The sequence below is a fragment of the Exiguobacterium flavidum genome (genome assembly GCF_003344535.1).
In the GTDB taxonomy this organism is placed as follows: Bacteria; Bacillota; Bacilli; order Exiguobacteriales; family Exiguobacteriaceae; genus Exiguobacterium_A; species Exiguobacterium_A flavidum.
Window position 1 is genome coordinate 12651 of sequence record NZ_QPKS01000006.1, and the last position, 14327, is coordinate 26977.

Annotated in this window: 14 protein-coding genes; all 14 read right to left on the reverse strand. The window is 54.8% G+C overall.

What is annotated here, in order from left to right:
- Window positions 1–100: 100 nt before the first annotated feature.
- Complete coding sequence (locus DFG60_RS06980; protein ID WP_114571034.1) at window positions 101–766, reverse strand: M15 family metallopeptidase; 666 nt, start codon at window positions 764–766, stop codon at window positions 101–103.
- A complete protein-coding gene (locus DFG60_RS06985) occupies window positions 766–2016 on the reverse strand; it encodes a lipid II:glycine glycyltransferase FemX (protein WP_114571035.1) in 1251 nt (416 codons plus the stop codon). Before DFG60_RS06985 ends, DFG60_RS06980 begins: the two co-directional genes overlap by 1 nt.
- Window positions 2013–3476 carry a UDP-N-acetylmuramoyl-L-alanyl-D-glutamate--2,6-diaminopimelate ligase gene (locus tag DFG60_RS06990; protein WP_114571036.1) on the reverse strand — a complete coding sequence of 488 codons (1464 nt, stop codon included), beginning with the start codon at window positions 3474–3476 and terminating at the stop codon, window positions 2013–2015. The genes DFG60_RS06985 and DFG60_RS06990 overlap by 4 nt, the downstream gene beginning before the upstream one ends.
- A gap of 79 nt (window positions 3477–3555) precedes the next feature.
- Entirely contained in the window at window positions 3556–4779 is a 1224-nt protein-coding gene (locus DFG60_RS06995; RefSeq protein ID WP_114571037.1) for a M16 family metallopeptidase, read from the reverse strand.
- 70 nt (window positions 4780–4849) lie between these two features.
- The gene (gene pnp, locus DFG60_RS07000; RefSeq protein WP_114571038.1) at window positions 4850–7069 is read right to left on the reverse strand and encodes a polyribonucleotide nucleotidyltransferase; all 2220 of its coding nucleotides are present in this window, start codon (window positions 7067–7069) and stop codon (window positions 4850–4852) included.
- 135 nt (window positions 7070–7204) lie between these two features.
- Window positions 7205–7474 carry a 30S ribosomal protein S15 gene (rpsO, locus tag DFG60_RS07005; RefSeq protein WP_023468676.1) on the reverse strand — a complete coding sequence of 90 codons (270 nt, stop codon included), beginning with the start codon at window positions 7472–7474 and terminating at the stop codon, window positions 7205–7207.
- 123 nt (window positions 7475–7597) lie between these two features.
- Complete coding sequence (locus DFG60_RS07010) at window positions 7598–8527, reverse strand: bifunctional riboflavin kinase/FAD synthetase (RefSeq protein WP_114571039.1); 930 nt, start codon at window positions 8525–8527, stop codon at window positions 7598–7600.
- Window positions 8528–8545: 18 nt separating this feature from the next.
- Window positions 8546–9454: a tRNA pseudouridine(55) synthase TruB gene (gene truB / locus DFG60_RS07015; RefSeq protein WP_114571040.1), complete on the reverse strand. Its 909-nt coding sequence runs from the start codon at window positions 9452–9454 to the stop codon at window positions 8546–8548.
- A gap of 49 nt (window positions 9455–9503) precedes the next feature.
- A complete protein-coding gene (rbfA, locus tag DFG60_RS07020) occupies window positions 9504–9845 on the reverse strand; it encodes a 30S ribosome-binding factor RbfA (RefSeq protein WP_114571041.1) in 342 nt (113 codons plus the stop codon).
- A 29-nt stretch (window positions 9846–9874) separates the two neighbouring features.
- Window positions 9875–12043 (reverse strand): translation initiation factor IF-2, encoded by a 2169-nt coding sequence (gene infB / locus DFG60_RS07025; RefSeq protein ID WP_114571042.1) that lies wholly within the window; start codon window positions 12041–12043, stop codon window positions 9875–9877.
- Between the two features lie 15 nt (window positions 12044–12058).
- Complete coding sequence (locus tag DFG60_RS07030; RefSeq protein ID WP_114571043.1) at window positions 12059–12361, reverse strand: YlxQ family RNA-binding protein; 303 nt, start codon at window positions 12359–12361, stop codon at window positions 12059–12061.
- Complete coding sequence (rnpM, locus tag DFG60_RS07035) at window positions 12358–12624, reverse strand: RNase P modulator RnpM (protein ID WP_114571044.1); 267 nt, start codon at window positions 12622–12624, stop codon at window positions 12358–12360. Before rnpM ends, DFG60_RS07030 begins: the two co-directional genes overlap by 4 nt.
- A gap of 3 nt (window positions 12625–12627) precedes the next feature.
- On the reverse strand, window positions 12628–13764 hold the full coding sequence (gene nusA / locus DFG60_RS07040) for a transcription termination factor NusA (RefSeq protein ID WP_114571045.1): 1137 nt from the start codon (window positions 13762–13764) through the stop codon (window positions 12628–12630).
- 17 nt (window positions 13765–13781) lie between these two features.
- Entirely contained in the window at window positions 13782–14249 is a 468-nt protein-coding gene (rimP, locus tag DFG60_RS07045; RefSeq protein ID WP_114571046.1) for a ribosome maturation factor RimP, read from the reverse strand.
- Window positions 14250–14327 lie beyond the last annotated feature (78 nt).

A 14327-nucleotide genomic window follows, 5' to 3' on the forward strand; every position in this document is an offset into this window, starting at 1 on the left:
CTATCACTATTCTAGCCGAATTTCAGACGCCTGCCAACAATTGGCCGTCGGATTCTGAAAAAAAACGGCTTGACTGGCGACTTACGCCAATCAAACCGTATTACTTCCCAAGCAGTTCTTCGATTTCATCGGTTCGGTCGGCTATAAGGGACTCAGCTGGACGTTTCCCCTTCTTCAAATCGTTCAAACTATGTCCGAACGTCATCTCGAAGTGCGGGACATCCTTGAAGCGGGTCCAGTCCCCGCCCCAGTCGAATCCTAATGCCTTGCCAAGCATCCCGATTTCGTTCCAATCGTTCTTGCCTGAACCGTTCCCGTCATGATTTAAATCGTAGGTGATGCCGCCGTCCGGTTTCAACAGGACGAAATCGAATGCGAGACCGTAGTTGTGCATCGACTCCCCACCCCGTGCGTTCGTGACGATTTCTCCGGATTTCGACCGTCCTTGCGAGAACAGCTCGTCCTGTTCCTTTTTCGTCCGGTATCCTTGTGTGATCCGGATATCGATGTCGTAACAAGACTTGCTCAACCGGATCAAATCCTCAGCCCCTTGGCGGACGCTCGGGTGAAGATTTTCGAGCCGCTCCGCACTCTTTCTGAGGAGTGCGTTCTCAGCCGCTTCGTCACGCGGACAAGCTTCGATTCCTAAGTCAGGTTCGTCGATCAGGACGCTCGGTAATCGGTTCATCGAAGCGGCGATGAAGAGACCTGCCGCGAACATCCCGAACGCAAAGAGGATCCAGCCGAATATCGTCCCACGTCTCATTAGCGACGCAACTTCTTCCGAATCTTCTTCAAGAGTGGCAAAGCGACTTCCATCCCGAGATAAAGCGGTCGGTTCAGCACGTAGTCGAACTCGCCTGCCTTCTCGATCATTTCGCTTCCCCAGCCCGATTTGAAGGCATAGAGTCCAGCATAGTGATCTTCAGGGTCCGTCGAGCCGCTGACACCTCCGAAGTCGTATGAAAGCGCGCCGTGGGCTTTCGCGTATTTCATCATCGTCCATTGCATGAGATGGTTCGGCATGAATTCACGGTACGCGTTCGAAGAAGCACCATACAGGTAATAGGAACGTCGTCCTGCAAGCGTCAGGATCGCTCCCGACAGAATGACGCCGTTCGGATGCTTCGCTGCGATCCCGAGCAATTCCGTTTTCGAGGCCTGCGCTTTTTCGATCTGGGCGTTCGTCTGGCCTTTACGATTCTCAAGGCTTTTGAGCTTCTTCTCCTTCTGTTCCTTCTCGAGCTGGCGTTCGATCTTCTCGAGTTCGTTGCCAGCCTCGATCAGTAGCGCCTCCACGTTCGCGAGAGCCTGCTCGACGTCAAGCTTCGTCAAGAACAGCGCAGCGTCCCCGTTTAATCTCAGCTTGTCATACAGATTCTCGAAATAATCGAGTCCGCGGATCGAGAAGCCGTCACGTTCTCCCGTCTCGACCATCAACTCGGCGAACGTCTTCAAATCCTCCCTGCCCGCCTCATAGCAGACGATTCCTTTGCGTTCCGCAAGGCGTACGTTATAGCGGAATTTCGGATGGAATGCCTCGAAGATTTCCTGCTCGTCGCGATCAAGGTTCGTCTCCATCGTAAAGCGGGGCTGAGCATGATCGAATCCGCCGCCATATCCCTGGTGTTTGAACCCGAGACGCGCCATCTCCCCGATGAAACCCGGATACTCGTCCCGGTCGACGTTCGGATCGATTTTGATCGCGATCGCCTTATGCTGCTTCGCGACTTCGACCGCCGCATCCCGCAGCGCAGCGACCGCTTCGAGGTCGTCATAGTCGACGACGAACCCGCGCGGTGCGTAACAGAGCGTGTACGGCAGCTTAGGCACCTTTTTGAAGAGAAGGAGCCCTGTACCGACCGGGCCGTTCGAATCGCCGACCGCGATCCGCTCATGGTCCCATCCCTTCTTGACTTCTCCCCAAGCCGGAAGTTGGAGCAAGTCGCCCTTTGGATGTTGTTTGACGAATTCGTCAAACGCCTCTATGGATAAATCGATTCGATGATAAGTCACTGCTTTTCCTCCAATTGTTGAATCGTTTCGCGCACGATCTGTTCCTCATCGAGCGGGATTTTTTCATCCCCGATGATTTGATATTTCTCGTGCCCTTTCCCGGCCAGGATGACGATATTGTCCGGCCGAGCGAGTCGTGCCGCGTACTTCACCGCCTCGAAGCGGTCTCCGATCGTCACGAACTGGTCGTGCGTCATTCCTTTTGCGATGCCGGACAGGATGGTCTCCTCAGACTCGAATCGCGGGTCATCCGTCGTGATGACGACGGTCCCGGCATACGTCGAGGCCATCTCGCCCATCGCGGGCCGTTTCGTAACATCACGGTTCCCACCTGTACCGATCAAGAAGACGATATTTTCTTTCGGCACGCCGACAAGTGCCTGCAGGCATTGTTCGATGCCGTCCGGAGTGTGTGCATAGTCGACATAGATGTTATAGCCCGGAATCGGCAGACGCTGCATCCGGCCTTTCGCGGGGTGGATCGTCTCGATCGCCGCAGCGATCTCAGGGAGCTCGTAACCGAGCGACAGCAGCACGCCGGTCGCAAGCAGGAGATTGTAGACGTTGAACCGGCCGATGAACTGTACCGTCAATTCGACCTGCTCCTCCTGATACGCCATCGTGAATGTCGTTTCTTGCAGAGTCTGGCTGATGTCATGCGCTGTCAGGTCCGCCGGACGATCGATTCCGTAAGTCAAGACGTTCGCGCCGGTCATCCGTTCGAACAACTCGCTCGTCTCGTCGTCGGCGTTCAGCACGGCCGTCTTTCCTTCCGAGAGGCGTTGTCCGAGCTGTGCGAAGAGCAATCCTTTGGCACGGGCATAATTGTCGAACGTCTTATGGAAATCAAGGTGGTCATGCGTCAGGTTCGTAAAACCGGCGACGTCGAAGTCAGCCCCCGCGACACGGCCAAGTTCAAGACCGTGGGAGGACACTTCCATGATGACGTCTTCGACGCCTTCGGCGTGCATTTGATGGAAGAACTCCTGCAGCTCGGAACTTTGCGGCGTCGTGTTGCGACTCGGCACGACGCGGTCTCCGATTTTCACTTCGACGGTGCCGATGATGCCGGTCTTCCTTCCGAGGCGCGCAAGGACGTCCCGGATGATGGTCGTCGTCGTCGTCTTCCCGTTCGTTCCGGTGATGCCGATCATGCGCATTTTTTCAGACGGGTAGTCGTAGAACTTTCCCGCGAGCTGGGCGATGGATCGAGTCGTGTTCCGGACGATGATGACCGGAATATCAACGTCGAGCGGACGTTCCGCGACGATGGCGACAGCCCCTTGCGCCTCAGCCTGTCTTGCGAAGTCATGGCCGTCGACGGTATACCCTGGAATCGCCACGAAGAGCGTTCCCGGCCGGACGAGGCGCGAATCGGTCGTCAGCGCATCAACTTCCGCGTCAGCCATTCTTTCGATTTTCTTTATCTGGATGGCGTGAATCAATTCAGCTAGGTTCAAGGGTATTCCTTCTTTCTCGGCTACATTTGTTCGTTCTGTTCGCTATTAGTTTAGGGGAAGGCACCTCTCGTTTCAAGAGTCACTCTTCCTCAGCAGGCATGACATAGGACTTCGCAGGTGCTTCTGCGAATACCTCGCGTATCAGTTCCTCGATTACTTCAGGCGTGATCCGTTCGACTTCCGCGATGACCTCTTCAAGGGACGGATGGCGTTCGAGATGCAGTTCATTGCGCGCATTCCGGTTCATATGGCTGGACGAGCCTTCGTTGCTCAAAATGAGTGACCCCTTCAGCTGTTCGATCCCGCCTTCGATTTCCTCCTGTGTCAATCCTTCTGCGAGCAGCCGCTCGATTTCTTGAGCGAGGAGCTGTTCGACTTCCGGAAGGGTTTCCGGTGAAGTCCCGACATAGATCGTATACGTCCCGTGATCGTCGAACGTCGTGTAATAGGAGTAGACGGAATAGGCGAGTCCCCGTTCTTCCCGAATCGTTTGGAAGAGACGGCTCGACATCGTCGCTCCGAAAGCATTGTTGAGCAATGCCAGCGCAGGAAGACGTTCATCCGCTGATTTCAGACCGCGGAAATTGTAGCAGAGATGGACTTGTTCCGTCTCCTTCTCCTTACGGACGATCCCGCTTTTCAGTACAGGTTCTTTTACGAGACGGGTCGTCTCCGTATCCTCCATCGCCGAGAAACGCTCCTTGATATGCGCGAGCAGCTCATCCGTCACGTGACCAGCGACAGAGATGACGATCTGATCCGGTGAATAGGCCTCTTTCAAATATGATTCGATCATCTGCCGGTCGATTCGGCGGACGCTCTCTTCCGTGCCGAGGATAGGCTGTGCCATCACATCCTCCCCGTACGCGGCGAAGGCAAGCAGTTCATGGACGAGGTCGTCCGGCGTATCTTCGTACATCTTGATCTCTTCGATGACGACACGCTTCTCCTTCTCGATCTCCTCTTCCGCGAAGGTCGAATCGAGGAACATGTCCGCTAAGACGTCAAAAGCATCTTCCGCATGCTCGTCGAGCGTCTTGACGTAATAACAGGTCTGATCCTTCGAGGTGAATGCATTGATATTTCCACCGAGCCGGTCGAAGTAAACTGCGATTTCTTTCGCGGAACGTTTTGATGTCCCTTTGAACATCATATGTTCGATGAAATGACTGATGCCGTGCTCCTCTTGCTTCTCCGTCCTAGAACCTGCCTTGATGAAAATACCCGTCGCGACGCTTCGCGTTCCTTCCATCCGTTCAGATACGATTCGGACTCCGTTGTCTAATACGATTCTCTCTATCATCTCGTTCCTCCTCTATGAAACAAGGTGGCCTTTTGCGCATCCTACTGCGCGAAAGAGCCACCTTGATCAATTAGTTACGACGTGGCGGACGTTGTCCGTCGCGCGGCGGGCGCGAACCACTGTCCCGACGCGGCGGGCGGCTTTCACGCTCAGTTTTTTTCTTTTCCTCGTATGCTTCTCGCTCGTCAGGCGTCATGCCTTCGACAAGCAACACTTTGTGTGATGCATTGACGCGTCCCTTGTCATCGATTTCCGTGACACGGACTTTCAACTTGTCCCCGAGCTTGACGACGTCCTCAGTCTGTCCAACGCGCTCGAGTGCGAGTTCTGAGATGTGGACGAGAGCGTCTTTGCCTTTGAACAACTCGACGAATGCACCGAACTTCTCGATCCGGCGAACCGTCCCGTCGAATTCTTCGCCGATGACGACTTCACGGACGATATCCTCGATCATCTGGCGAGCCTTGTCGATTCCAGCCTGATCCGTCGAAGCGATGAAGACCGAACCGTCCTGCTCGATGTCGATTTTGACGCCCGTCTCATCGATGATACCGTTGATGATCTTCCCGCCTGGTCCGATGACGTCACGAATCTTATCCGGATTGATTTTGATCGTGACGATTTTCGGAGCGTATTGCGAAAGCTCGGTGCGCGGCTCTGCGATGACCGTGTTCATATGCTCGAGGATATGAAGACGTCCGAGGCGGGCCTGCTCGAGAGCCTCTTCAAGAATCTGGCGCGTGATTCCGCCGATTTTCATGTCCATTTGCAGCGCGGTGACGCCTGCTTCCGTCCCGGCAACTTTGAAGTCCATGTCGCCAAGGTGATCTTCCATCCCTTGGATGTCCGTCAGGATCGAATAGTTCTCACCTTCCATGATCAGACCCATCGCGATACCAGCGACTGGCGCCTTGAGCGGGACACCTGCATCCATCATCGCAAGGATCGATCCGCAAATCGAAGCCTGTGAAGATGAGCCGTTCGACTCGAGTACTTCCGAAACGAGACGGATCGTGTACGGGAAGTCCTCGTCTGAAGGCAAGACTGGGCGAAGCGCGCGCTCTCCGAGAGCACCGTGACCGATTTCACGGCGACCAGGCGCACGCATCGGACGTGCCTCTCCGACAGAGAACGGAGGGAAATTGTAGTGATGCATGAAGCGCTTCTCTTCTTGCAGCCCGATTCCGTCGATGATCTGCGCATCGCCGACGACTCCGAGTGTCGCGATCGAAAGCACCTGTGTCTGACCGCGCGTGAAGAGGCCAGATCCGTGCGCGCGCGGCAACAGACCGACTTCTGAATCAAGCGGACGGATTTCAGCAAGTCCACGGCCGTCCGGACGGACTTTGTCTTCCGTGATCAGGCGGCGCACTTCTTCTTTGACGAACTTATTCAGAATGCCTGATACCTCACCGAGCTGTTCAGCCGTGACCGTCTCGTCAGCAGCGTAGAGGTCGATATACTTCGCGATGACTTCCGTGATCGCGATGTCGCGTGCCTGCTTCTCTGTGACCTGGACGGCCGCAGTAAGTTCCGCAAGGGCATCTGCCTTCAGGCGTGCGACGAGTGATTCGTCGAACGATGCGACCGTGTAAGCGAATTTCTCCTTGCCGACCTGAGAGACGATCTCCTCTTGGAAGGCGACGAGCTCCCTGATGACGTCGTGTCCGAGCAGAATCGCTTCGAGCATCGCCTGTTCAGATACTTCCTTCGCACCGGCTTCGACCATGTTGATTGCATGTTTCGTCCCTGCGACTTGCAGATCGATGTCGCTCTCTTCCGCCTGAGCCGATGTCGGATTGACCACGAACTCGCCGTTGACGCGACCGATCGTCACGCCGGCAATCGGGCCATCGAACGGAATGTCAGAAATCGAAAGTGCGATCGATGCGCCGATCATCGCTGCTACTTCAGAAGAGCAATCCGGGTCAGCCGAGAGTACAGTCGTCGCGACTTGGATGTCGTGACGGAAACCTTCCGGGAAGAGCGGGCGGATCGGGCGGTCGATCAGGCGCGACGTCAAGATCGCGCTCTCACCTGGACGGCCTTCACGTTTAAGGAAACCTCCAGGGATTTTACCAACTGCATATAGTTTTTCTTCATAGTTTACCGTCAGGGGGAAGAAGTCCAAGTCCTTCGGCTGTTTCGAAGCGACTGCTGTCGCAAGTACCGCCGTGTCGCCATAGCGGACGAGCGCTGAACCGTTCGCCTGTTTCGCCAGTTGCCCGACTTCAATTGTTAGTGGACGTCCACCGAGTTCGGTCGAAAACGTCTGTTTCGTTTGTGACATGCACAAATCTCCTCTCACATCTATCCATTTTTTCATTCAAGTCTAATTATGTAGGTTTAAGGACCAAATGTCCACGAATCGACAAAAAAAAGAAACAGGAGACAGTGCTCCTGCTTCTGCTTGGCTGTTCGCAAATTAGCGACGGAGACCAAGGCGCTCGATCAACGAACGGTAACGAGCTACATCCTTGTTACGAAGGTATGTGAGCAGGTTACGGCGACGACCGACCATTTTCAAGAGACCACGACGTGAGTGGTGATCCTTTTTGTGTGTACGCAAGTGATCGTTCAAAGTCGTGATTTGTTCAGTCAAAACAGCGACTTGTACTTCCGGCGAACCAGTATCGCCTTGTTTCGTAGCGTAAGCTTCGATGATTTCGTTTTTACGTTCTTTTGTGAGTGCCATTGTCACTCCACCTCCATCTTATGAATGACCGTGTTGCCGAGCATTGGACGGTGAGACCGAATGCCAAGCGAACCGGCTGTACGTCATCGTACCGACTCATCATATCGGATTCATCTGCCGGTGTCAAATCGACAGACGGCTTTTCGTCGCGATCCGGTCTGCAGCGAGTTGTGCCTTCAAACTGTCAATCCCGTCGAAAGCGACTTCGTCACGCAAGAAATCGACCCATTCAAGCGTGATCAGCTGACCGTATAGATTATCGTCGAAGTCGAGCAGGTGCGACTCGACGCTAAGCTCTCCCGTCTCATAGAACGTCGGACGGCGTCCGATGTTCGTCATCGCGTCGAAGACACGGCCGTCCTCGAGGTGCGCCCGCGTGGCGTAGACCCCCGTTCGCGGGATGACGTATTCGAAATCAGGACGGATGTTGGCCGTCGGAAAACCGATCAATCGTCCGCGCGCATCCCCGTGGATGACCTTTCCCCGAAGAATGTAGTTCTCTCCGAGCAGACGCGCCGCTTCCTTGACGTCTCCTGAAGCAAGGAGTTGGCGGATCCTTGTCGAACTGACCTTCTCGCCACCATCTCCGAACTCCCTGACCGTCGTATGAGTGAACGTCCCCCTGCTGTGGAAGGCGATCGTCTCCATCTTGCCTGCACCGAAGCGACCATAGGAGTAGTCGAACCCGGCGACGACATGGCGTGCACCTGCCGCGATCAAGTACTTGTCAACGAACTCCTGCGGCGAGAGCGCTGAGAATTCTCGTGTGAACCGGACGACGTAAGTCCGGTCGATGCCGGCAGCCGCGATTTTCTCGAGCTTCCGCTCAAGCGGCGTGATGTAACGAATTTCCTCGTCGCCTTTTCCGAGCACCTTCTTCGGATGCGGATCGAACGTCAGGACGACCGATGGAAGCTGCCGTTTCTCTGCTTCCGCACGGGCTGTTTCAAGCACGTGCTGATGACCGGTATGGACGCCGTCGAAAAAACCGAGCGCGATGACGGCCGGCCACTCCGGCGGCGTCTCCGGGTACTCCAAATGAATGATTTCCATCGCTTGATCTCTCCGTTCCTAATCGATTGCCATCATGACCTCGACCCGGGCGATATCCGATTCCGGGACGCGTCGATAGACGGCTAGACATCTGTCTTCCTCATTATAGACAGTAAAGACATCGAATTCGACTGGGATGCCTGACAACTTCGCCCCGTTCAATACACGCCCAGCCGTTGCGGCATCGACATCGAGCCGCGGCCACTTTGCGACGACCTCGTCGACCGGCAGCACGTACTGCATCCGCTCCTCGACCGTCTCACACGACTCGAGTGTCGCAAGCGTGACCGTCCGGCTCTCGTCGATCGCGCCGGAACCTGTCCGCCGCAGTTCGCTCATATGTGCAGGGTAACCGAGTGCTTCCCCGATTTGGACTGCGAGCGTCCGGATGTATGTCCCTTTTCCGCAAGCGATCCGGATACGGAAACGGCACGTGTCCTCTCCGAAAACGACGTCTGAAGTCCGAGTAATCTGGTCGACCTGGACGATTCGCGTCGGCCGTTCTACTTCGATTCCTTTTCGAGCGTACTCATAAAGCTTTCTTCCATTCACCTTGACGGCAGAGTAATAGGGTGGCGTCTGCTCGATCGCTCCCGTCAGCGAAAGAAGCACCTCATCGATTTGTTCTGCATCGAACGATGAAGGGGATACCTCCTTTGAGTCGATGACGTCACCATGCGCATCCTCGGTCGTCGTCGCTGTTCCGATCGTCACTTCGGCCTCATACACTTTACCCTCGTCCGTAATGAAACGGGCGAGCTTCGTTGCCCGTCCGAGGCAGATTGGCAGGACACCCGTCACCTCAGGGTCGAGTGTTCCTGTATGTCCGACCTTCTTCGTCTGAAACAGCTTCCTCAGCCGGAAGACGCAGTCATGGCTCGTCATGCCGGCCGGCTTGTCGAGCGGCAGTACACCGATAGGTTCCATCTCTCATTCCTCCTAAAAAAGGGTGGCCACTCGAGTGGCCACCCTTCGTTCATTCCTTGTTCAAGTTGCGGAGCAGCTCATCGATCCGCGATCCATATTCGACTGATGAATCGACCTCGAACATCAACTCTGGCGTCTTGCGCAAGCGGATGCGTGATCCGATCTCCTTGCGCATGTAACCTTTTGACTTCTCGAGTCCGATCTTCGCGTCTTCTCTCGCCTTCTCGTCTCCGAGGACGGAGTAATAGACCGTCGCCTGTTGCAAGTCTCCAGTCACCTCTACTCCTGTGACCGTGATCGTCTTGACACGCGGGTCCTTGACGTCCTTGATCAGAAGCGAGGTGATCTCCTTACGAATCTGTTCCGCAACACGGTTAGAACGTAAACTCATAGCTTATCCCTCCCGTTCGGGCTTTTTGCTTATTTGCGTTTGACTTCTTCCATGATGAACGCCTCGATGACATCATCAACCTTCAAGTCGTCATACCGTTCGATCTTGATTCCGCATTCGTAGCCAGTCGCGACTTCCTTGACGTCGTCCTTGAAACGGCGAAGCGTATCGAGCTTGCCTTCGAAGATGACGATACCTTCACGGACGATCCGGACGCCTGCGTCACGTGTCATCTTACCTTCAGTGACGTATGCCCCTGCGATCGTACCGACTTTCGATACTTTGATGACGTCGCGAACTTCAGCCTGACCGATGATCTTCTCGACGAACTCAGGGTCGAGGAGACCTTTCATCGCCTGCTCGATCTCTTCGATCGCATTGTAGATGATACGGTGGAGACGGATTTCGACCTTCTCCTGATCCGCCATCGATCTCGCGTTTCCGTCAGGACGGACGTTGAAGCCGATGATGATCGCGTTCGCTGCAGAAGCGAGGATGACGTCACCTTCCGTGATCGCACCAACGCCAGAGTGGACGATGTTGATTTTGACGCCTTCGACGTCGATTTTACGGAGTGATCCAGCGAGTGCTTCGACAGAACCTTGTACGTCACCTTTGATGATGACGTTGAGGTCCTTGACTTCGCCTTCCTTGATCCGGTCGAACAGGTCCTCAAGGCTGACTTTCGCGGATGCACGGCGTTGCGCCTCGATTTCACGCTGGTAACGCGCTTCCCCGATTTGACGCGCTTTCTTCTCGTCTTCGAAAGCGATGAAAGAATCACCAGCTTTAGGCACGTCGTTCAGTCCCGTGATCTCGATTGGAGTCGATGGACCGACTTCCTTGACGCGGCGGCCGATATCGTTGACCATCGCACGAATCCGTCCGAACGTATGACCGACGACGATCGGGTCGCCGACACGGAGCGTACCGTGCTGAACGAGGAGCGTCGCGACTGGTCCGCGGCCTTTATCGAGTTTCGCCTCGATGACAGTCCCGCGTCCGTTCATGTCCGGTGTCGATTTGTACTCCTGGACTTCAGATACGAGGAGGATCATCTCGAGGAGCTCGTCGATTCCTTCTCCTTTAAGTGCTGAAACCGGCACGAAGATCGTGTCTCCGCCCCAATCTTCCGCGACGAGTTGGTGTTCCGTCAATTCTTGTTTGACTCGGTCAGGGTTTGCCCCTTCTTTGTCCATCTTGTTGACGGCAACGATGATCGGCACGCCTGCTGCTTTTGCGTGGCTGATCGCCTCGACAGTTTGCGGCATTACGCCATCATCTGCTGCGACGACGATGATCGCGATATCCGTCACTTCCGCACCACGTGCCCGCATCGTCGTGAACGCTGCGTGACCCGGTGTATCGAGGAAAGTGATTTTCTTGCCTTCGACTTCGACCTGATACGCACCGATGTGCTGCGTGATTCCGCCGGCTTCGCCCGCAGTGACCTTCGTGTTACGGATCGAGTCGAGGAGTGTCGTCTTACCATGGTCGACGTGACCCATGATCGTAACGACTGGAGGACGTTCAGACAGCTCGTAAGCATCGAGGTTCAATTCGTATGCATCGAGTTCCGTCTCGTCGACTTTGACCGTCTTTTGGACGTCGTAGCCGAAATCAGCTGCGAGAAGTTCGACTGTCTCGTCGTCGATGTCCTGGTTGATCGTCGCCATGACACCCATTCCCATGAGCTTCATGATCAACTCGTTCGGTTTTTTGTTCATCTTTTGTGCGAGTTCTCCAAGTGTGAGGTTATCCTCGTATTGGATGACGTTCGCCATCAGCTCTTCTTGAGCGCGGCGAGCCGCTTTCCGCTGACTCGACTTCGAGTTCGGATCGGCTACTTCGAGTTGACGAGGTTCTGCCTTTTTCTGAGTCGGACGGCGCTTGCCGCCACGGTTGCGGTTGCCGAACTCCGGCTTCGATTTGCCGCCGCGGGCTGGGCCGCTTGATTGTCTGTTGCCACCTGTAGTTGGTCGGTTTGGTTTATTATCTGATTTCACTTGTGTTGGAGCCTCCGTTTTCTGCGCCCGGTATTTCTCCGGATTGAATACCTTGTCAAGCTGCTTGACAGTCTCTTCATCAAGGACTGCCATGTGGTTTTTGACTGGCTTATTTATTTTATCTAACTGGGTGATGACCTGTTTGCTTGTTACGTTCTGTTCCTTAGCGAATTCGTATACACGTTTACCCAAAGGATCCACCTCCAATTAATCTTGCGAGAGGAGTTCAGTCAGCTTTTTCGCAAATCCGGCTTCATTGACCGCCACGACGACGCGTGCTTCCTTTCCGAGCGCTTGCCCGAGAACGAAACGATCTGCTACGAGCAGATACGGCACGTCGTAACTGTTGCACTTGTCCGTCACTTTCTTGCGTGTGGCAGGTCCGGCATCTGCAGCCAACAGGACGAGCTTCGCCTGTCCGCCCCGCACTTCTTTCAGTACGAGTTCTTCTCCCGTCGTCACTTTGCGCGCCCGGTTCGCGAGACCGAGTAGCGATTCCCACTTGCTCATTTAATGCCTCCTGCTAGTTCAAACAACTGCTCATATAGCGCATCGGTCGTCTTGACCTTCAGATGATGGTCGAGCGTCCGTTTCTTTGCGGCTTGTGTGATGACCGCCGCGTCCTTCGACAAGTAGGCACCCCGCCCATTCATCTTACCACCAAGATCGACGACGACGTCGCCTTCAGGTGTCCGGACGACACGAATCAATTCGCCTTTCGGCTTCATTTCCTGTGTGATGACACATTTACGAAGTGGCACTTTCTTCTGCACCGCTTATTCCTCGCCTTCGGCTTCGACAGCATCGGCAGCGACTTCCGCTTCGATCGGTTCAAGGGCAGGCTCTTCCTTTGAGAACACGTCTTCTAGCGTCATCGTCTGTGCCTCAGTCTCACTCTTGATGTCGATTTTCCATCCTGTCAGCTTCGCTGCGAGACGTGCGTTCTGACCGCGCTTTCCGATCGCGAGCGAAAGCTGGAAGTCAGGTACGACGACGATCGTCGCCTTCGCCGGCTCGTTGACGTACACGTCGACGACTTGTGCCGGGCTGAGTGCATTGGCGACATACTCTTTCGGGTTGTCAGAGTAACGGACGATATCGATCTTCTCGCCGTTCAACTCGTCGACGATCTTCTGGACACGTGCGCCTTTCGGTCCGACACATGCGCCGACCGGATCGATCTCGTCTGAACCGACCGCGATTTTCGAACGGTCTCCAGCTTCACGAGCGACCGATTTCACTTCGACGACACCGTCTGCGATTTCCGGTACTTCGATTTCGAACAGACGCTTGAGAAGCCCCGGGTGCGTCCGAGAGACGAGGATCGATGCACCTGATCCCTTGACCATCGGATCGACCTTCGTGACGTAGACCTTGATCCGGTCACGGATGCCGTACTTCTCGTTTGGCATCTGCTCATGCGTCGTCAAGACTGCCTCGATGTTCTCGAGGTTGACGTAAAGGTTACGTGCGTCCTGACGTTCGACGATACCCGTCATGATCTCATCTTCACGGTCCGCGAAATGATTGTAGATACGCTGACGTTCTGCCTCGCGCATTTTTTGTGTGACGACTTGTTTTGCCGTCTGTGCCGCGACTCGACCGAAGTCACTCGGCGTCACTTCGACCTTGTGGTAATCCCCAAGCTCGTAAGTCGGATCGATCTCATGCGCTTCTTCGAGCGAAAGCTGCTCGTCCGGATGCGTCAAACGTTCGACGACCTTTTTCATCGCGAAGACACGAATGTCTCCAGTCGTCTGATCGAACTCGACCTTCACTTCCTCCGAGTCCTTCCCGAAGTTCTTGCGGTATGCCAAGATGAGTGCCTGCTCGAGCGCATCGATGATGATGGTCTTGTCAATTTCCTTTTCCTGCGCGATCAGCTCGATCGCCTCTAACAACTGTGGTCCCATTGTGCTCTTCCTTTCCATTAAAACGTGACGGCATGTCGCGCCATCGCGATTTTGTCGACTGGTATCTCGATTTTCAATTTACGGGTCTTGACACGGACCTCGATCTCTAGCGTCACGCCGTCGTATGCGAGGAGCGTCCCCTCGAATTCCTTCGCGTCCTTGACCGGCGCGTATGTCTTGACGTAGATATGCTTGCCGATCGCCTTCTCGTAATCTTCAGGCTTCTTCAGCGGACGTTCCGCCCCCGGGCTTGAAACGTCGAGGTAATAGGCTTGTTCGATCGGGTCGTCCTCATTGAGTGCCTCGGACAGTTGTTCGTTGATTCGAACACAGTCCTCGAGGTCGACTCCGCCTTCCTTGTCGATGTAGACACGTAGGAACCAATCCGTTCCTTCCTTGACGAATTCGACGTCGACGAGCTCCATGTTCTCCCGCTCGACGATCGGAAGAGCGAGTGATTCGACGATCTCAGTTACGTTCGTCATCTTCATCCTCCTTCAAAAAACAAACAAGAAAGGAGCAGGTCCCCCTACTCCTTCCCGTCGTAGTATAAAAAACATTTC